This window comes from Agrobacterium tumefaciens, from assembly GCF_005221325.1.
Lineage (GTDB): Bacteria > Pseudomonadota > Alphaproteobacteria > Rhizobiales > Rhizobiaceae > Agrobacterium.
Map to the genome: position 1 here is coordinate 34,391 of NZ_CP039890.1, position 19,582 is coordinate 53,972.

Here is a 19,582-nt window from a genome sequence, read left to right on the forward strand (position 1 = left end):
GAGCTGCTTCAGCGTCGACCAGATTTGTTGCGCTTTTGATCAAATTCGTTCGTATTCAGCACCTTGGTGTCTTTTCCCAAAAATGGTCGTAGGTTCGATTCCCCTCATCTTCTTCAAAATCAATTCCATGCGGAAAGATTTTTCCAGTTTTGGGGGAAGCCCATGGCATTTTCATCCGCGAGTGGGCAGGAATTCATCAAATCTAAAAGATGCGGACGCCATTGGTTTCCGGGCGCTACGACATCCATTAGAAAACCGAGAACCGCCAACGTATTATATAGACGGCCTTGAACATTTTGATTCATGGCCAACTTCAGGCTGGCAGGCGACTTCGGCACGATCATCTTCACAGTGATCTGTTTGTTCCAAAGGCGCCCGTGATGTGCACAGATATTGCGTATATAAGTAAGATGATGAGCGAGCGAAACCAACACCGTTTCGTCAAGTCCATACGTCTTCGCAATGGCTTGGCGGTCGGGGCGGCTTTTCAAATTACTGTACCACATCGAGAGCTGACCCAGTGAAACAACTTCTGCCGTCATCCAAATAGGAGGATGCTCCGGATCATCGTATTTGCTTCTGTAATGAACGATGAAAGTGTCTTTCGATCTGTTGAGATCTTCAATCAGCCTGGCGAATGCTTGAGCATACCGATCGGCGCGATTGTAGAGGGCTGGCTCTAGGTATCCGTGTGGCCCATATTTCATCGCGAGATGATGCGCCCAACTCCCTCGCAGGGAAACTTCGATTCTTTCGATAGCATCCATCACGAGCAATCTGAGACGTCTGTCGAAAATGTATAGGTCCAGCACATTGTCGAACGTAGTTCCACTCTTGAAACTATGCTCGCCATTTTGGGGCGCCGCCTCCTCGAACGGAAGCCAGTAGGCACGCAGACGGTAGTAACTTAAATGCTGAAGGCAATGAGCTGTGTGGGCGCGATCGGGAACAGCCATTCCCCTCGCCTCAAGCAGCGTAATTTGGTCAGCGATGGAGACGGACGGTTTTTCGAACTTCATGCCATTTCATAAGCGGATTCGAAGTCCCAGAAAAGGAAAACCCGCCGGGGTGCGCAGTTCCGAAACCTAAGTTCCGTCCGAGGCGTGGCGGGTGTTGTTGAGGAAGGATATGGCTCAATCTCATTAAGAAAGCAACAACGGAAGGGTACAAAAATGTAATCGATATCCGGCTTCTGCGGGCAACCCCTTGATCTAGAATCAGGATTTATTTCTAGATGCGTAGCGATCGTTCCTGCCGGAGACGTTTGCCTTCAAGCGGTCTTCCAGGACAGCCGTGCCGATGACAAAAACAGGCAAGGTAACGAGCTTATTGCGAGCTAGCTTCATCTAGGATGTGCCGATGCTCAAAACTGATACCCGCCAGGCGAACTGGCGCCGAGCCAAACCAGCCAATTGATGCTCATCTTGCCGTAGGGCTTTGGCGAAGGTGGGTTGGTCTGGAAAAGCAAACGTATGAAGTCTGTGGGGCCAAGCGGTCGATACTCATCACGATCGATACGACGAGCCCCTAAAAGTACCTTGGCCATCCCGGCTAGCTCATAACCGTCTACACCACTGCGGCGAAGATATGTTACCAATCCCACGCCGGAACACATGACAGAGAAATTATCAAATATTTCCAGGTAGTTAAGATTCCGATATTGCGTGTCTTTCGTTCGAATCCGTTCAAGAGTAGGAGGGTGCAATCGCGGTTGTTTTCATCTCTCTGTACCACCCTCTCGTCTTCGGGACGTTTTTGAAAATCCCGCTAGCAAAAGCCATTCAACTTTAGGATCCTGTAGGCTCCAATCGCTGCACGAAGTTCATCCTCGGAATTTCGATCTCCGTCATTGGCATCTGGATGGTGCATCTTGAGCCTTTCCTTGTAACGGCTCCTTATCTCACTGCCAGTCGCTTGAGGTAAAAGGCCAAGTGTTTCGAACGCTTTGGCTTCGAGTGCCTTTAGCTTTCTCTCCTGCTGGCCGGCCTTCGTCTGTCCCGCCGTACCTGCCTTGCGAGCATTAAGCGTCTTTGCCGAGCCAGAACGCTCTGTCGAGGGGATCGGGATTTCCGTTGCCTCCTGAACGCGGGTTCCAAAGGTCCGTCGAGATCCAGTCGTCGCCTCTTTTTGGTAACGGGCGACGTCGGCATTCGAAGGTGCAGACGTGTAGCTGTATCCTTTGTTGTACTCCTTCACATGTTCCAGGCAAAATAGGAGATAGAGCCCTTCACCGCCTGCTCCCACGGGCGCACGGTGTGTACCGCTTTTCTCGCACCCGTCCCACTGACATCGCGGCCACGCCTGCCTCTGTCTGCGGGAAACAAAAAGCATAGGGGAATGCGAGATTTAGGCTGTAATCTTTATCCACGCAGATAGACGCCTCAGAATCTTCAAACACCACCACCGCTGTGGGGTTGCGGTCCTTGCTAAGAAACTTCGACGACCATACAATGTGCCGTAGACCGACGTCAGTGACCAAGACGGGGTAGCAGGTTACTGCTTACCGTCATCGTTTCGTACTGGAAAACGTTTCATAATCTTGTCAATCAAAACACGATCACCGCGGAAGCGGTCGATAAGCTCTGCTGCTTTCTGTATCGTTAGAGCATAGACGTCCTGGAGCTCTTCAATCGTGTATGAACTGCCCCCCATTTCGACCGGACAGTCGGCATAAGCAGAAAGGCTCAAGCACAGGCTTGAGGACAGGCTTATGTCTAACGAGTATCGACACGTTGAATTGCTGACGGGTGATGTTCGCCGCAGGCGGTGGACAACCGAGCAAAAGCTGACAATCATTGAGCAGAGTTTCGAACCCGGCGAGACGGTATCTTCGACCGCTCGCCGTCATGGCGTCGCGCCCAATTTGCTTTATCGGTGGCGCAGGCTCTTGAGCGAGGGAGGTGCTGCAGCCGTGGATTCTGACGAGCCGGTTGTCGGGAATTCGGAAGTGAAGAAACTGGAGGATCGCGTCCGGGAGCTGGAGCGCATGCTCGGTCGCAAGACGATGGAGGTCGAAATCCTCCGCGAAGCCCTTTCCAAAGCGGACTCAAAAAAACGGATATCGCGGCCGATCTTGTTGCCGAAGGACGGTTCGCGATGAAGGCCGTCGCAGACACGCTGGGCGTCTCCCGTTCCAACCTCATCGAGCGGCTGAAAGGCAAAACAAAGCCGCGTGGGCCATACCACAAGGTCGAGGATGCAGAGCTTCTGCCCGCCATTCGCAGGCTGGTGGATCAAAGGCCGACGTACGGCTATCGGCGGATCGCCGCGCTCCTCAATCGCGAAAGGCGAGCCGCCGATAAGCCTGTCGTCAACGCCAAACGGGTTCACCGCATCATGGGCAACCACGCCATGTTGCTGGAGAAGCATACGGCCGTTCGCAAGGGCCGCATCCATGACGGCAAGGTCATGGTCATGCGCTCAAACCTGCGCTGGTGCTCCGACGGTCTGGAGTTCACTTGCTGGAATGGTGAGGTCATTCGTCTCGCCTTCATTATCGACGCCTTCGACCGCGAGATCATTGCCTGGACGGCAGTTGCCAATGCGGGCATCTCCGGCTCGGACGTGCGCGATATGATGCTGGAGGCGGTCGAGAAACGCTTCAACGGAACCAGAGCCCCACATCCAATCGAACATCTGTCGGACAATGGGTCGGCTTACACCGCGAGGGATACGAAGCTGTTCGCCCAGGCGCTCAACCTGACGCCCTGCTTCACGCCGGTGGCCAGTCCGCAGTCGAACGGAATGTCAGAAGCTTTCGTCAAAACCCTGAAGCGAGATTACGTCCGCATCTCGGCACTACCGGACGCCGAAACGGCGCTCCGTCTCATCGACGGATGGATCGAGGACTACAACGAAATCCATCCCCATTCCGCTCTCAAGATGGCTTCCCCTCGGCAGTTCATCAGGGCTAAATCAATCTAGCCGACATGTCCGGCGAAACGGGGGCACTCCAGTGTATGGCGCAGCATTCGGGCTCTTCATTTTCACCCTCCTTGTTGATTGCAAAGCCACTACCCTCACAGACTGGGGCACACCGAAAGATTATCCTTACAGACGGACTGAACTCGCTTGAGACGTCATTCACATTGAAGCCAGCCACTCGCAACGATAGGCAAGTACTGGTTGGGCAAATCCCTTCAGTTCAAAACGATCACCGCGAATGATTACGTCAGTCCTTCCATATTCAAGGAAGAGGTTCTCTGAGATCAGGATCTGGTCACTTTCAGCTGCTGCGCATAGCCGAGCCGCAAGTTGGACTGTTGAGCCAAAGAAATCGTTGCTGTCTTCAATTGGCTCACCGCAATCCAAGCCAATTCGGATATGGATCGGCTCCCCATTATCCGTGTTATAGCGATGGAACGCGCGCTGAATATCAACTGCGCAGTCGACAGCATCTGGCGTTACCGAAAAGACCGCCATTATACCATCGCCCGTATGCTTAACCTCTCTACCGTTTCGCCGGCCCAAACAGGCTCTCACGAGAGCATCATGGGCTCTTACGAGTTCAGCCGCCATGCGGTCTCCAAGCCGCGCAGTCATTTCAGTTGATCCCACGATGTCAGTAAATAAAACTGCGCGGTGACCGGCGTCCTTATCGGGGGGAATACAGCCGATTTTTAGAGGGTCTTGAATTCGTCCGAGGAATGCTTCCACAGCAGATAGAGCGACTTCAACAACCTCCGTTGCGATAAAGCCGTGAGCTTCACGATGCACGCATTGGGCTGTTTCGGCATCTGGTGCATCGATGAGGCAGAACGCCGTCCCACGTCTTTCATCGAACCAGTAAGTCAGAAACCGAACACCATACTGCTCCTGGACACTTAGGTCCTTGAGGTGTGCTACGGCAATATCTGCGGCGGAAACGCCGGTGAGATCGTGCCGATCAATGAAGATAGGCATTCGTTTTCTCCGAGAGTATCGTTGCCTAATCCGCAGCGCAGTCTACGACTTGCTAGAAGGACCGTCCATCGCCCTTGCGGGTTAATCTCGTCCCCATTTGACTAGATATCGTCCATTCCAAATCATTCTTCGCGAAACGCTTTCATAACCTGGTCGGTGAAAGGCTTCGTCAGATACGACCACGCCGAGCGCTCAGCTGTATGAACGAAAACCTCAATTGGCATGCCCGGCATGAGTTTGAGGTCTCTGATGACTTCCTGTTGGTCAATCATGTCAACTGTCGCGAGATAGTAGGGTTGACCAGTCGTCTTGTCGACCACGGTTGCTGCTGCAACGAACTCGACGATCCCATATACCTCGGGAGTGGTTGCACTATTAAACGCTGTCAGTCGCATCCTAGCGGCCTGGCCTGGCGTGACACGATCAACATCTGCCGGCGGAACCCGGAATTCGACCTTCATGTCGTCAGTTTTGGGAACGACCGACATGATAGTCGCTCCTGCTCCTATGACGCCGTTGATGGTATGGATTTGCAGGTCATAGACAAAGCCATCAACAGGTGCACGGACCTCCATTCGCGACAGTCGGTCATGTGCAGCAATCTCTCGCTCTCCCAGTTCGGCGAGCTTGGATTCGATCGAGACAATCTCCTTCTGAGTTTCAGAGCGCGTCGTCTGGTCGATTGAGAGAAGCTTGATGCGCAACTCGCTAATCTCTCCTTCAGCCTCCGCCACGCGAGCTGCCACTTCGCCGCTGGTCCCGTCGATACGTGCTACTTGCTTTTGGAGGTCGCGAAATTCCGATAACTTGATCAACCCGCCTTTGGCGAGTCTCTCGCTCACGCTGATCTCTTCAGTGATGATCTTCTTTTCAGCTTCGTTCGCTTTCCTCTGCGAAATCAAACCGTCAATCTGGTCTTCGAGCTGGGAGATTTGCATCTCCAACTGCTGTTTCTGATTGAGGATCATCCGGCGGTTTTCCTGAAACAGCTTCGTTTCATTATGCGCCAGCTCAGCTACGATAGAAGCATTGGGGAATGCAATAGTGTCCTTACCGTCGCGCTCCGCCTCAAGGCGGATTTTCATCGCCCTAAGCTGGGCGAGTTGGCTTCGGATGATCGTCAGTTCAACTCGGGTCTGTGTCTCGTCAAACCTCAGAAGCACATCACCAGCCTTTACCGTGTCCCCATTGGCGACAGGAATGTCAGCGACAATCCCGCCGTCACGGTGCTGGATAGTCTTGACCTGATCTGGCACCACGAGCTGACCTTGCGCGATAACCGCACCAGCAAGTTTTGCCTGGACTGCCCATCCACCGACACCAAACACTAGGAATCCTGCCAGAATGCCTGAAACGATGACGCGTGGCGCGATGCCGAACGATTGTGCATTAGATTGCACCTGATTGTTGGTGTTTTTGTTTTCATACATCATCTCAGCAGACTCCCCGATATGGCTTTCGCCCTTTTTGTTACGCCCGTGCCAATCCTGCGTCCTCATCACGAGCCGCAAGAATGAAATCATCTTCGGTCAATGTCTGATGGCTGTAGATCAGCAGCTCGAGATCGTCTTGTTCGCCCGCTAGATCGATGACGGCGCGAACAATGGCTGTCTCGCCGTCGGCAAACTCGCTGTAAAGGCGAATTCGCCGCACATCCTGCTGGTCATCGATCTCGCCCATGATGCGGTCGAACATCAGCCCGCCGATTTCATCTGCGAGATCGGAAAGATCGATCCGATCGCCGATCTGGAAGTCTAGTATCTTGTCTGTTCCTTGCCCGTTGTTGGACACGGTTTCCACCGAACGGAAAATGAAGACGTCGTTGCCCGCGCCACCCGTCAAAAAATTGATATCCGAATTGGCGACCAGAACGTCGTCGCCGAGCCCGGCAATGGCGACTTCGAAGCCCTCCAGTTGATCCGTCCCTATCTCAACCCCCGTTGCTGTGCCACCTTCAAGGTCAATGATGACTGCCGTAATTGTCGCGGAAGCGTCGTAGGTATCGATCCCTTCTCCGCCGGAATATTGATCGTCGCCATCGCTTGATCCGTCGCTCGTGTAGAGAACGACTACCGTATCATCGCCAGCGCCACCATTGACGATATCGCTGCCGCTGCCTGCGGTTAGTCGATCGTCGCCAGTTCCTCCGATCAGGAGATTATTCCCGTCATCGCCGGTCAACGTGTCGTTTCCACTGCCGCCGATTGCAGCCTCGAATCCAACGACCTTATCTGTTCCAATCTCAGAACCCGATGCAGTCTCGGCGGCAAGGTCAACGACCACTGCTTCAGAAGCCGACGATGCGTCATACGTGTCGAAGCCATCGCCGCCGGAATATGTGTCGTTCCCATCGCTAACGGCATTAAGTTGCGCTGGTGCTCGCGCTTCCTCGGGGCCAGCGCCGATGACGATGGTGTCGTTGCCGGCTCCAGCGACTACGGCGTCGTTGCCGAGACCGCCCGACAGCATGTCGTTGCCGTCACCGCCATCGAGCAGGTCATCCCCAACATCTCCGGAAAGGCGGTCGTTGCCTACGTCTCCGAAGATATGGTCATTGCCGGATCCCCCACTGACAATGTCATCGCCATCACCTCCGGACACGATGTCAGCGCCTTCTTCGCCATAAATCTCGTCGTTTCCTTCACCACCAAAAATGACGTCGTCACCCTCGCCACCGAAGATCCGGTCGTGGCCGCTCTCGCCATAGATGGTGTCGTTTCCAGTCCCTCCGATAAGCGTGTCATTTCCATCGCCGCCGTAAATGACGTCATTGTTTTCGCGCCCGTAGACAATGTCGTCCCCATCGAGGGCTGCAATTATGTCTTCCTCGGGGGTTCCCAGTAGGACATCATCGTTATTGGTACCTTCAACGGCGTGTGGCGCCGCTTTTACGAGGTCCAGCATCGCCGTCCCCAGCACAGCTCCGGTTCCATCGCTAATGCCATATGTGAAGGTGACTTCACCTGTGTAGCCACGCTCAGGTGTGTACAGCCATTTACCGTCGCCATAGCTCTGTATGACGCCAGACGAAACCTGCAGGTTTCGGATCGACAAGGTGTCGCCATCCGGGTCGGTCGCAGCCGATGCCAAATTATCAAGAAGGATCAGTGCAGAAAGGTTCATCAAGCCACTGCCTAGCAGCACCCGTCCCGCAACCACGGGCAATCTGTTCGGGCGTGTATTACTTGTAGGAGGAGAACTGCCTCCAGTTGACGGCAGGTCGTGGCCTTTCGGATTTTCATCTGAACGCGGCGCTTCAGTTGAAATGCCGCCACGTTCCCACCGGTCGCTTTCGTGCCAGACGATAGGGGTTTCGTTGCCCAAAGCGCCGAGTCGCGTCAAAGGCCCAAAGTAACCGCTGACCCGATGATTGTCGTTTGCGGAAAGCGATTGAAGGAACGAACGAAAGGTATGATTTTCGAGATTGAGGTCGACCCTTGCGTGGAACGTGGAGGGTAACTGGATGCCTTCCGCGAAATACCTTACCTTCCGTTCGGCACGGCCAGCTTCTTCTGCAACCTGGCGAAGATACGCGGCGACTTCCTCAATAATGTCGATGTTTGTCGAAGCATCGTTCGAACTCGCGACGGTTTCGGCAGTTGAGTCTAGAATTTGTCGTTCATCCGGCGAATCCGGCCCCTCGACGTGCGTTTCGGAATGAAGCTTTCCAAAAAAAGCGCCGATCGCGGCAAATGCGATTGCCGGGCTCACAATGCTCCAGTAGCGCGGGGCTGGTTTTTCCTGAACCTCAAAGCGGTTCTTTGGCGCTATGGAGGCTGCTACGTCAGGCAGCCCAAGAACAAGTTTGTCTTCCATTGTCTGTTCTCCTCCTGTTGCCTCTATGCGTTGCAACGGAACAAATTCATTCTGCCGGAGTATTGCCTGACGACGCCTGGACGCGTGTATGTTCTGAGCGAAGCAACTGTGGTTGTGGGCCTTTCACAACTTCGTCCTTTGGACCGAACGCCACGAGCTTGCCGTTCTGGACAACGCCGACCATGTCGGCAGATTGCAGTGCGCTAGGGCGGTGGGCGACGACCACCACGATCCCGCCGCGACAGCGCACTGCGGCAATCGCTTTCATCAGTGCTTCTTCACCTTCGGCATCGAGATTGGAGTTCGGTTCGTCGAGTACGACAAGAAACGGGCTGCCATACAACGCCCTTGCAAGCCCGATACGTTGGCGCTGACCGGCGGAAAGCGACATGCCATTCGGTCCGAGCTCCGTCTGATAGCCATTCGGCAGGCGAACGATCATATCGTGGATGCCTGCTGCCCTTGCGGCCTGAAGGATCGTGCGCGCCTCCGGCGTTTCGGCAAAACGCGAAATGTTCTCTGCGATGGTTCCATCCATCAGACAGACGTCCTGGGGCAGATAGCCTACATGTTCGCTGAAGAAGCTTGAAGGCCATTGCTTGAGATCCGCACCGTCAATGCGCACTGAGCCGCGAAGTGTCGGCCAGATGCCGAGGATGGATCGGGCAAGGGTCGTTTTCCCGCCACCGCTCGGGCCGATCAACGCAAGCGCCTGGCCAGCCTTCAGCTCAAAGCTAACATCACTCAACAGAACCGCACCGCTATGGGGCGCGACGGTTGTGATACCTTCAACGGTCAATGTTTCCTTTGGAGCGGGAAGGTTCAAAAGTGCCGTCTTGTCGTCGAGAACAGCCAGCGTTTCTTTCAGGCGCGCATGACTGCGCCTAGCCGAGACCATTCCCTTCCACTGCGCGATTGCTTGATCGACCGGTGCAAGTGCGCGTGCGGTCACTATCGAAGATGCGATGATCGAACCAGCCGACAATTCACCTTTGATTGTGAGATATGCGCCAAGCCCGAGAATTGCGGATTGCAGCATCATTCTCAGTACCTTCGACAGGCCTGAGAATGTCCCGGAGATATCGGATGTCTTGGTTTGCGTATCCAGATGACGCCGATTGGCGCGCTCAAAACGGCTGACGGCCCGATCAGCGATGCCCATTGAGTGCATGATATCGCTGTTTCGCGCATTGGAATCTATCACTGCATTTCGCAGGACCGTCGACTTCAGCATCTCTTTGGCGTGACGACGTGTCAGAAGTTCCGTGCACAGCGTCAAAAGACCGAGGACCACGGCTCCCCCAGCTGTCAGCATGCCGAGCATCGGGTGAAGAAGCCAAACGAATACGAGGTAGATTGGCATCCAGGGCAGATCGAACAGCGCAATTAGTCCGGGGCTCGCTAGAAAGCCGCGGATCGTATCGACGTCCCGCCCACGCTCTGTCGCTTCAGCCGTGGAGTAACCATAGCGCGGCATGTCAATGACGACTTTGTGGGCGAGTGGGGCCAGTTGAGTATCCAGTCTTGCCCCAAGCCTCACCAAGATCTGTGACCGAAGAATATCAAAGAGACCCTGGAAAAGATAAAGGCCAATTGCTAGGCCAGACAATGCAACAAGCGTCGACACGCTTCCGCTGGTCAACGCACGGTCATAGATCTGGAGCATGTAAAAGGCGCCGGTCAGGGCCAGAATATTGATGATGCCGGACAGGCCGAAGACAAACATCATCAAGCCACCTAAGCCATTTATTTGGTTTTCTTTTTTGTTGCAGGTGCCACTCATCTGAAATTCCCCCTGGAAACTTTGCCGACATTCGGCGTTAAGTTCGCGGCATGTCGTGGAGTGATTTGATTGACCCAAGACATCCCATTTCAGTTGCAACGCCGGTGCCAGTCCTCACCGGCGTTGGGAATTCGCAGTGAACGGGGGATGTCCCCCGTTCGCTCTCGGTTGGTCAGGAAACTCCTGTGAAATCGTTGTTGGTCAGATGGTGCTTTCCGGAAACCGCCAGTTCAAAGTCGGCGTTCCCATCTGCATCGGTGTGACCACGAATGACCGTAAAGTCCTCGCCGTCACGAACTTCGTGCGTAATCGCAATGCCTCCGGTCGCAGTCAGCGAGGCTGGACTGTTGATTGTGAAGGTCTGCTTACCCGCAACACCTGTGTTGGCGTCGATTGCTGAGAAGTCGATCTTGTCGCCAGGCTGGAAGCCGTAAATGCTGTCGCCATTGGCTGCACTCGTCGTTGTGAAGCGGAAGGTGTCGTTGCCAAGACCGCCATCCATCACGTTCGCAGCATTCGATGCAGTGATCACGTCATGACCAGAGCCACCCACGAAGTTCTCGAAGCCGTAGAACGTATCGTTACCTGTCGTGGCGCTGACGGCAGTGCCGTGTCCCATGAGGCCTGTACCGAGATCTACGGTCACGTTGGTCGTTGCGACGGAATAATCGAGCGTATCCTTGCCTCCATCGCCCCAATACCTGTCATTTCCATCGCTGGCAGTGGCAAGAACGATATCGTCCCCATCGCCACCCCAAGCTTGGTCGTCACCGGCACCACCTTCGATAGTGTCGTTGCCGGAATCTCCGAAGAGAAGATCGGCCCCGTTATTTCCAAAGAGTACATCGTGACCGGCGCCGCCGTGCAGCTCGTCATCGCCAATGCCACCACTTGCAACATCGTTGCCCGCAGCCGCGACAATCACGTCGTCGCCGTCTTCGCCCCTCAGGATGTCAGAACCGGCATCCCCAGACAGCACGTCCGAGCCTCCACCCGCAAGTATCGTGTCATCGCCTGCTTGCCCGGCGAGTACTTCACCTGCAGCGGTACCGATTAGGGCAAGGGCTGCAATCGGGACAGAGACAACGGGGCCATCGTCATCGTCGTCATCGTGCGAGCAGGTGTCATCGTCGTCGTCGTCGTCGCCGCTGCCACTGTCGTCGTCATCTCCATCGTCGTCATCATCATCATTGTTGTCGTCTTCGCCGTCGTCCTCTTCTTCCTCTTCCTCCTCGTTATCGTCATCGCCGCCACCGTTGGCGCCGCCGTCATCATCGTCATCATCGTCGTCGTCGTTATTATTGTCGTCGTCTTCCTCTTCTTCCTCGTTGTCTTGGACGTTCGGCGAGAAAATATCCTCGTCAAGGTTCGTCAGACCCGTGTTTCGCGCGATGATGTCGGCGAACTCCTGGCCGTCGATGAAGTTTTCGTAGAAATCGAAATCGTCGAAACGCTCCGTATAGTAGAAGCGATCAGCTTCCTGAAGGCGATCGAACTGTTCCTGCAGGACGACCCAGAATGTCTGACCGACCATGCCGCCGTTGATGTGTTTCTCGGCAAGGCCTCCAACCCAGAGATCAACGCGATCTATGCCTTTGACGATGCCGGTTCCGTTCGGTTGCATCGCAATCTCGATATCCGGGTTGATCGCGCGGAACGCATCGATTTCACCGGCCTCGAGAACGAGGTCTGGATATGCCTGACGGAACTGGGCGATTACGGTATCAGAGAGACCGTTACGGCTCTGGAAATCTTCCCAGGACGTGTAGGCCGTCATTGTTCCTGCATATCCTAGCGCCTCTGCGACATAGGGGTCTGTGGATGCTGCGAGGTCCATGCGAACCTGGTTGAGCGTTCCAAGTCCGACGTCCCAGCCTCGTGCAACGTTGAAGGCGAACAGGTCGGCGTTGATACGCACAAGGTCGTTTCGTACGGCGTCGACAATGTTGAAGTCGACGGCTTCGGCAGGTTGTGTCGCAATCCCACCGAGGATGGCACTCACACCAAGCTGCTCATAGCCTTCCTGTGGCACGTATCCGTATTGCGCAAGCGTGCTGAGCGGCAGTTTGAAGGCACTTGGATCGTTCGTGGGATTGAGGAAGGCATCGAACAATGCCACCTGGGTCGGGTTCCCATCTTCATCGAGGACCGTCATGGTTTGGCCGATCAGCGAATGACCAACCCGATAGACAGCAGCGGCGAATTCATGGCTGATCGCTGCCGTCGCGTTCGGATTGTATTCCGAAAAACCGTGGTCGCCGTCTCCTCTAATGCCGCCGATCAGCTTGTCTGCGAACTCGGTGAAGACAACGCGCTGATATTCGGCCTCATTGAGCATCTTTGCAGCCTGAAACAGTTCCTCAGCAGTTCCATCGAAGCCGGCTGCCTCAAGGCCTTCGACATGGAAATTATGGTTTCGGGCCCAGATGGTGTGCATTGAGGTGAGGGCAATGTTCTCATTCGCCCGGCCATCGCCCGCCACGTAGTGATCAAGCAGACTGATGTAGGGGTTGGTGTCGAGAAGCAGTGCGTGCGTGCTACCCATGAAGTCCGAGGCAAGCCCGGAGATTATAGCTTCATTGATCACACCTGCCGTAACGAGACCCGGGAAATAGGAGCGGAAGCTCGCCTGTCCGCCCGCGAGTGTCGGTGAGTGGAAAACCGTGTCGTTTTCCCAGTGATGCAGGATGAGGTCACGCAATGTCGGCATCAGCTTGAAGTTGGGGTTGGATGGATCCGCACCGCCTTGAAGCAAGTGTGCCCCCAGACCGCCTGACCCATCGCCTTCGCGCAAGAACTGTCCGACGAGATCATTCGAACCGTAAGCCTGATTCTGATCGACGAACGGCGATGTCTTGTTTATGTGCTGTGGAACGCCATCGTCGTAGTAGGCGACGGTAGCGCGTGTCAGATCAGCCGGATTGCCGGAGCCGGGGGCTCCGTTTCCGGGAGCGCCAATCTGGATCGTGCCATTTCCGCCTTTTCCGAGAAAATCCAGGCCGTGGTCGAAATACTGTCCAAAGGCCATGAAGAAGATGTTGGCATCGGCTTTTGGAAGGTTCGCTTCCTGTGCACCCAGAATGTTGCTGATGTTTCGGGGATCGAGCCCGTCAAAGATCGGGTTGATCGCGGAATTTCCGAAGGCGTCCGGCTCGCCATAGTGCGACTGGGTGATGCGGATAAATGGTGTATCGACAGCACCTGCGTCGGGATCTGCAGCATTATTGCCATGGCCGGAAAGGGTGCGGACACCTGTTGGGACAGGATCATCACCATCGTTGGGAGAAAGACCATTCACGAGTGCTTTCAGACCAGCTAGATCACTTGGTGTGTATTCGAAGTGACCGGAAATATCGTCGCCGTCTTCACCTGATGTCGCTTCCTGGAACTGGGGCACGACACTACCTGTGAAAGTGATCGAATGCGTGCCGTTCGAAAATGACTTTGTTCCGTTGCCATTGTCCACAAGGGTGTAGCTGGAGAGTTGTTGTCCCGGCGCCAGTTCGACAACGTCCTGAGGACGAAGGGTTCCAACGATCGTATCGTCGCCACCATTGCTGCGGAAGAGAATACGGTGTGCTGACATCAATCCAGAAATGTTGACGGTCTCGTCGTCCGCACCACCGTTGATGGTGATGGTGTTGAAGCTGAGGTTGGTCGGAGAAAAGTTGCCTATCGCCAGAACGGTATCGTTACCCGCACCGGTGTTGATGAGTATTTCTTCGATCTCCGTCAGTTCCGCGATAATGGAGGCGTTGTTCGTCCCGTTACGAGTGATGACGATTTCCGTTCCTGCGGCGATGCCGCTCATTCCCGCGCTGATTGCTGCGGCACGTGTGTAGACCCTGAACGTTTCCGCCAATGGCGACCCCTGTATAGAAAAGGTGTCGCCATCGAAGCCTTCAGTGCCGCCGTCGACTCTATCGCGCCCGTGGGGTGGAAGCGCGCTCCAGTTGATGACATCGTCACCGCCCATTGCATTGACGATGTCGTTACCGCCGTTTCCGGTAATTATGTCTGCCCCAGCGGTTCCATTGATTGTATTGGCCGCATTAGTGCCATTAATCACGTCACCCACGACCTGGGTTGCGGCTGACACGACCTGTTCGGCAGAGCCGAAACCATCGACGAAGCTAACAACCACCCGCACCTGTTGGCCCACATGTGCCTGCTGGGGTGTAAAACTCGCCGAGTTCGCTCCAACATTGGTCCAGGTCGTGCCATTGATTGATGTCTGCCACTGGAAACTGAAAGTTCCCAGACCGTTCGCATCGGCGATATCGGACGTGTTCGCAGTCAATGTCTGCGTCTCAGTCGGTGATGTGTCGCTAATCACCGGCACACCTGTTGCCGCCCGGTTTACGAGAGCTACCTCGATACCGTCCGAAAACCGTGCCGCCTCTATGTTTCGCAAGGTGTCGACGCCATCGGAGACGAGATTACGCTCGGTCAATGGATCAACAACGTTGCTAACCGTGTTGTGGGTCACCGTGAAACTTCCATCACCATTTCTGACGATCGTGTAGTTTGCACGAATATCGTTGAACTCGGCGGTATCATCACCTGCAAGCGGCGTTGTTGATGAGACAATCTCCCTAACAATATGCAACTGGCTTGGTACGATGGTGCGAGAGATCATCAACTCAAAGAGCGATTTCCCAGCCCAGGCTGGATTCTCGTCTTCAGTGAAGACGTGTTTCAGGCTGTCGACCGTAGCAATCTGGTTGCCATCCGTATTTTCCGCGCCGGCAGGCGTGATGCGGATGCGAACGTTCAGCCACGCGTCACCATCAAGGAAGTCATCTCCACCATTGCCGCGAAGTGAGTCACTGCCTGCCCCACCCAGGAGAATGTTACCGCGATCGAAGGCGGTAATCGCCTCCAGGTTTCCGCTGGCTGGAGCCGCTGCGATCAGGTTACCAAGCAGTTCGCGCAGGCCTTCAATTCGATCGACGCCCGCCTGCGTCAAACCATCGTTGAAGAAGATACCCTCGGTCGTGGCAACCGTATCGCCAGGCACCACGTCGCCAAAGACACGATCGTCGCCAAGCAATGTGTCGTTGTAGTTCCAGCCGGACAGCGCTTCAGTCTTGTCGAACCGGTTGCGAAGGATATCTTCCTGTTCCGTGGTGAAAATCGGGATACGCATATCAGCGTAGGCGTCCATTTCCACGTCCTTGAAGATTGCCCAGTCGAAGCCGAACATACCCTCGTTACGCATGACGCTTTCACCCTGGACCATGATGTCGTCGCCGGATTCAGCATCGAAATCGTGCTCCTCATTGCCGGCAAACATGACGTCGTGACCAACGATCGACGAATTGAAGAACAGTTCGGAGTTGTCGCCAGCCGTGGTGTCAAAACCGCCACCTGCCTCGATCCAGTCGTCGCCTTCATTGCCCATAAGCATATCAACGCCGTCACCACCGAGGATGAAGTCGTCACCATCGCCGCCGAACACTTCCGTATCGTCGACACCGACAAAGACGACATCTTTGCCAGTTCCGCCCATGACGATATCCATGCCGTTCGAATTGGCGATCACGTCGTCGCCTTCATCGCCCTTCACAAAGTCGCCGGTATCGCCCGAGTCCGTGATGATATCGTTGCCTGCACCGCCGTTAACGAGGTCGACCCCAGCACCGCTTTCGATGCGGTCGTCTCCGGCGTCGCCCCAGATACCGTCGTCGCCGAAATCAGTGATAATGGTATCGTTGCCTATCGTGCCGCCGACCACGACGTGTTCACCACCCGTGAAGCGGAGGTAGTGTCCTGTGCTGCCGCTTTGATTGGCGCTGGTGTCAGCGACACTTTCGTCAACGTCGGCAGTGGAGAGATCATCGCGCTGAACTTTACCAAGACCGAGAGCGGCCATGATCGGATCGTCCCCAACAGGGTCTTCGCCGACCTGATTCGCCTTGTTGATCTCGAGGACGAAATCGTAATCGGCAAAGACGTCAACGCCGAGGTGACGGGCGATAATATCGTCTGCCGTACCCCTGATCCCGTCAGCGCCCGGCTGTGCAATATCCGTATTCGCCATGATCATCTTGGCGAACGAGTTTTGCTCCAGCATGTTGAGGAAATTCTGGCCCTGCGTACGGGTCAGATAATAGAATCTGTCGCCATCCTGCAGGTTTTCGAGCTGCATTTCGAAGATCGCATTGAATGTCGAGCCGAGCATGCCCCCGAAGGGCATCTTCTTTTCGGCAAGGCCGCCAATCCACAGATCGATCAGGTTGAGGCCCGTTTCCACACCTGCCCATGTCCCTGTGCTGGTGAGATAGGAAACGCGGTCCGCAGGGGCACCGGCACCGCCCATAACGAGCGCGGTCGCAGCCGCACGCTTTCCGGCCAGCGTGGATTCGCCGGTGATTGTTCCGTGCGTGCCATAGGCTGCAATGAAGTTGATTACGGATGCGGAGTTTTTCAGATTGGCGGCAAAATCAACCCAGTTGTCATAGGGCTTCAGGAATGTGGAGCCGCTTGCCGCGTACAATTGCGCACGGGCGTCGTTGAGCGAAGGCACGCCCGTATCGCGGCCGCGAGCAATGTTGATCGCGCCGAGATCCAGCGGCAGACCAAGCAGATTGTTGCGCAGGGAGCTGACGATAAATTCGTCGATTTCATTCCCATGCTCGACGACCATGCCACGCACGATCGCGCCAGCGGCCTGATCTGCACTGATGGTGCTGTTGAGATCAAAGGCGACCGGATTGAGGAAAGCCTCGATGAGATCGAGCTCAGGTTCGGTCGCTGGCGTCTCCGTACCATCCGCGTTCAGGAAAACGCGTGGCATACCGTCGGTCAGCATCGAGTGTCCAAAGCGGTAAACGGTATGGGCAAATTCCGCGAAGATCGACGGATTGACGTCCGTGACCGAGTTGAAAACAAAGACATCGATCGCGGGCTGAATCTTGCGCGCGAACTCTTCAAACACGAGGTGCTGGTACTGCATCTCGGTTGCGAACCTGGCTGCTTGGAACATGCGCTCGCCGTCCCAGTTCAGGCTTTGTGCATAAGCAAGCTGATCGATCGCAGGACGATCTTCAAAGTCAGCGGGGAGGCCGCCGATATCTGTCGCCAGCCATTCGTTGATGAAAGCGATATTGCCGCTTTGCAGGATCGTCAGCATCTGGGAGTCGACCTGACGATTGTGCTCGGAATGGAAGATATGATGGACTGCGGTTAGACCGATGTTCTCGTTACCGCGGCCATCACCTGTGATGAAATGCCGTGCGAGCAGCTCATCGTCATAAACACCCGATGCGAGGGGGCCACTGCTGACGACACCGTCGGCGTCCGCAGTTTTCAGAGCGCCAGTCTGGCTGTTAAATGGATTGGCGTTGTGCGCAATGTCGTCCAGGAAGGCATGGCCGGTACGTAACGCCAGCGAGGCGAACGTGTTTATAGGCGTTGACGGTGTGCCGGAGACGACTGCATCGTCTGCTGTGTTTGGAATGCCGTCTGCACCGATACCCGTCACAACCTGCGCATAACCTGTCACCGGATGGGGGATAAAATTGCCGTATTGATCGGTGCGGATAAGAGGCAGGTTGACGACATCCGCATCACTCAACTGAATACCGAGGTACTGAAGAGCGTTGGCCTTGATATCCGCCCATGTCGGAAGGCCACCGTGTGTTCCCGCGGGAGAACCTGCCGGGGGAGGGCCATCAAGCAAACGTCCGGTCGCGACGGTGACGCCTCCAACGGTTGCGTATTCACGCAGGAAAACCTGATGCGACGGATGCGAGGTGTAGGTTTGGTTCTGATCAACGAACGGAGTTGTCGTGTTACGGGCCTCGTGATGCGTATCGTCGGCCGTCCCCATAACCCCGTCTGCACCGGGACCATCGACAGGGTCTGCTCTGGTGATGACCATGAATCGCAGGCTAGGAGGCAGGTCGTCGGGCGTACCGGCAATGCCATCGGCGCCGAGGACAAGGGGATCGTCCGCCTGTAGTGGAATGAATACTGAGCCGTTGTTACCCTTGCTGATCAGGTCGAGGCCATGGTCGAAGAACTGGCCGAAGAATGTCATCCACGCATTGAACGGCGCCGAGAGGCCTTCGTCAGGTGCGATGTTCGGGATCGAAGCAAGGTCGGCATTGGTGAGGTATACACCGTTCGTGCCTAGAGGTTCTCCAGGCGCCACGGGCACCATTCCAGGGTTAGCCTCCTCCCACGCCGCAACCGCCAGAGGGTTGTTGAACCAGGCCGATACTGCAGCCGGATTATTGATGCTCATGTCGGAAATGAGGTTCGAGATGATGCGCGGATCCGCGTCGGCAACGTTTCCTGTATGACCGCCATTTGTTCCGGAAGGTGCGCCAACGACACTGTAGTCGGTGTTCGTTACGACGGCCGGGCCGCCGAGTGACATCGTGTCGCCATCGGCATCGTTGCGGAAATTCGGATCGAGCGCACGCGGCATGGCCTGGTCGGCAGCCCCCCAAAGTTCCCGGCCTGCCACGATATTGTTATAGGTGCCGTCGACGGTACGAAGTCCAACTGGCACATGGGGATCGGGAATGGCGCGAGGCGTTGCTGCGTTTCCGAGATAGACACCGGTCACAGCATCATACTGTGTCCGGTCGGAAATCACTGTTCCATCAGGGTTGAGCCGGATTTCAGTGAGTGGCACACCGGACGCGTGGACTTCTGCGACTTTGATCTGATGAAGAACAAATGCCAAGTCAGCCTGGTTGAGTGTGAAAGCAGCCATTTTCCCCTCCAAAAGCGCCAGTGCGCTAAAACGCCGTTACATTGATGGAGGCTTTGAAAGGTCTTGATTGGCCCTCAGCCCAATCAACATATCTTCCCCTTACAAGAAGAAGGTCCCCTTAGCCCTCATGATCACAGGTTGCAGGAAACGCTTGCTTTGTGACACTTCACATGGTCCAGTTCTTTCATGCCCCTTCGTCGGAGTGGACATCGGACTTTGGTCTGAGAAGTTCAGCCCTTGCTACGCGTCAGATTGCAACGATAACGAATTGCACACTCTGGACTGCAAAAATCGCCGCATGTTCGGTGAAATTAATTAAAAGTCAGACTTTCGAGACCACATTGGTGAAAACG

General features: G+C 55.2%; 8 protein-coding genes and 1 pseudogene. 2 read left to right on the plus strand and 7 right to left on the minus strand.

Features of this window, described 5'->3' with window-relative positions:
- Nucleotides 1-119 precede the first annotated feature (119 nt).
- On the minus strand, nucleotides 120-1,019 hold the full coding sequence (locus CFBP5499_RS25650; RefSeq protein ID WP_080830416.1) for an Abi family protein: 900 nt from the start codon (nucleotides 1,017-1,019) through the stop codon (nucleotides 120-122).
- A 340-nt stretch (nucleotides 1,020-1,359) separates the two neighbouring features.
- Between CFBP5499_RS25650 and CFBP5499_RS30610 the strand changes: the two are divergent.
- Nucleotides 1,360-1,617 (plus strand): annotated as a pseudogene (locus CFBP5499_RS30610) (hypothetical protein).
- 150 nt (nucleotides 1,618-1,767) lie between these two features.
- Here CFBP5499_RS30610 and CFBP5499_RS25660 read toward each other — a convergent pair.
- The gene (locus tag CFBP5499_RS25660) at nucleotides 1,768-2,331 is read right to left on the minus strand and encodes a J domain-containing protein (RefSeq protein ID WP_080830417.1); all 564 of its coding nucleotides are present in this window, start codon (nucleotides 2,329-2,331) and stop codon (nucleotides 1,768-1,770) included.
- A 379-nt stretch (nucleotides 2,332-2,710) separates the two neighbouring features.
- On the opposite strand from CFBP5499_RS25660, the gene CFBP5499_RS25670 reads away from it, so the two are divergent.
- Nucleotides 2,711-3,924 (plus strand): IS3 family transposase gene (locus CFBP5499_RS25670; protein WP_137066461.1). Its coding sequence is split into 2 segments (ribosomal slippage): nucleotides 2,711-3,047 and nucleotides 3,047-3,924, totalling 1,215 coding nucleotides; the frame shifts between segments, so codons are not numbered across the junction.
- 159 nt (nucleotides 3,925-4,083) lie between these two features.
- Here the strand turns inward: CFBP5499_RS25670 and CFBP5499_RS25675 are convergent.
- From CFBP5499_RS25675 to CFBP5499_RS25695, 5 genes are all read right to left on the minus strand, one after another.
- Nucleotides 4,084-4,902, minus strand: coding sequence for a nickel-binding protein (locus CFBP5499_RS25675; RefSeq protein ID WP_080830418.1), 819 nt, complete (start codon nucleotides 4,900-4,902; stop codon nucleotides 4,084-4,086).
- 122 nt (nucleotides 4,903-5,024) lie between these two features.
- Complete coding sequence (locus tag CFBP5499_RS25680; RefSeq protein WP_080830616.1) at nucleotides 5,025-6,335, minus strand: HlyD family type I secretion periplasmic adaptor subunit; 1,311 nt, start codon at nucleotides 6,333-6,335, stop codon at nucleotides 5,025-5,027.
- Between the two features lie 37 nt (nucleotides 6,336-6,372).
- Nucleotides 6,373-8,718 carry a calcium-binding protein gene (locus tag CFBP5499_RS25685; RefSeq protein WP_080830419.1) on the minus strand — a complete coding sequence of 782 codons (2,346 nt, stop codon included), beginning with the start codon at nucleotides 8,716-8,718 and terminating at the stop codon, nucleotides 6,373-6,375.
- Between the two features lie 46 nt (nucleotides 8,719-8,764).
- Nucleotides 8,765-10,501 carry a type I secretion system permease/ATPase gene (locus tag CFBP5499_RS25690; RefSeq protein ID WP_080830420.1) on the minus strand — a complete coding sequence of 579 codons (1,737 nt, stop codon included), beginning with the start codon at nucleotides 10,499-10,501 and terminating at the stop codon, nucleotides 8,765-8,767.
- Nucleotides 10,502-10,673: 172 nt separating this feature from the next.
- A complete protein-coding gene (locus CFBP5499_RS25695; RefSeq protein ID WP_080830421.1) occupies nucleotides 10,674-19,229 on the minus strand; it encodes a peroxidase family protein in 8,556 nt (2,851 codons plus the stop codon).
- Between the last annotated feature and the right edge of the window lie 353 nt (nucleotides 19,230-19,582).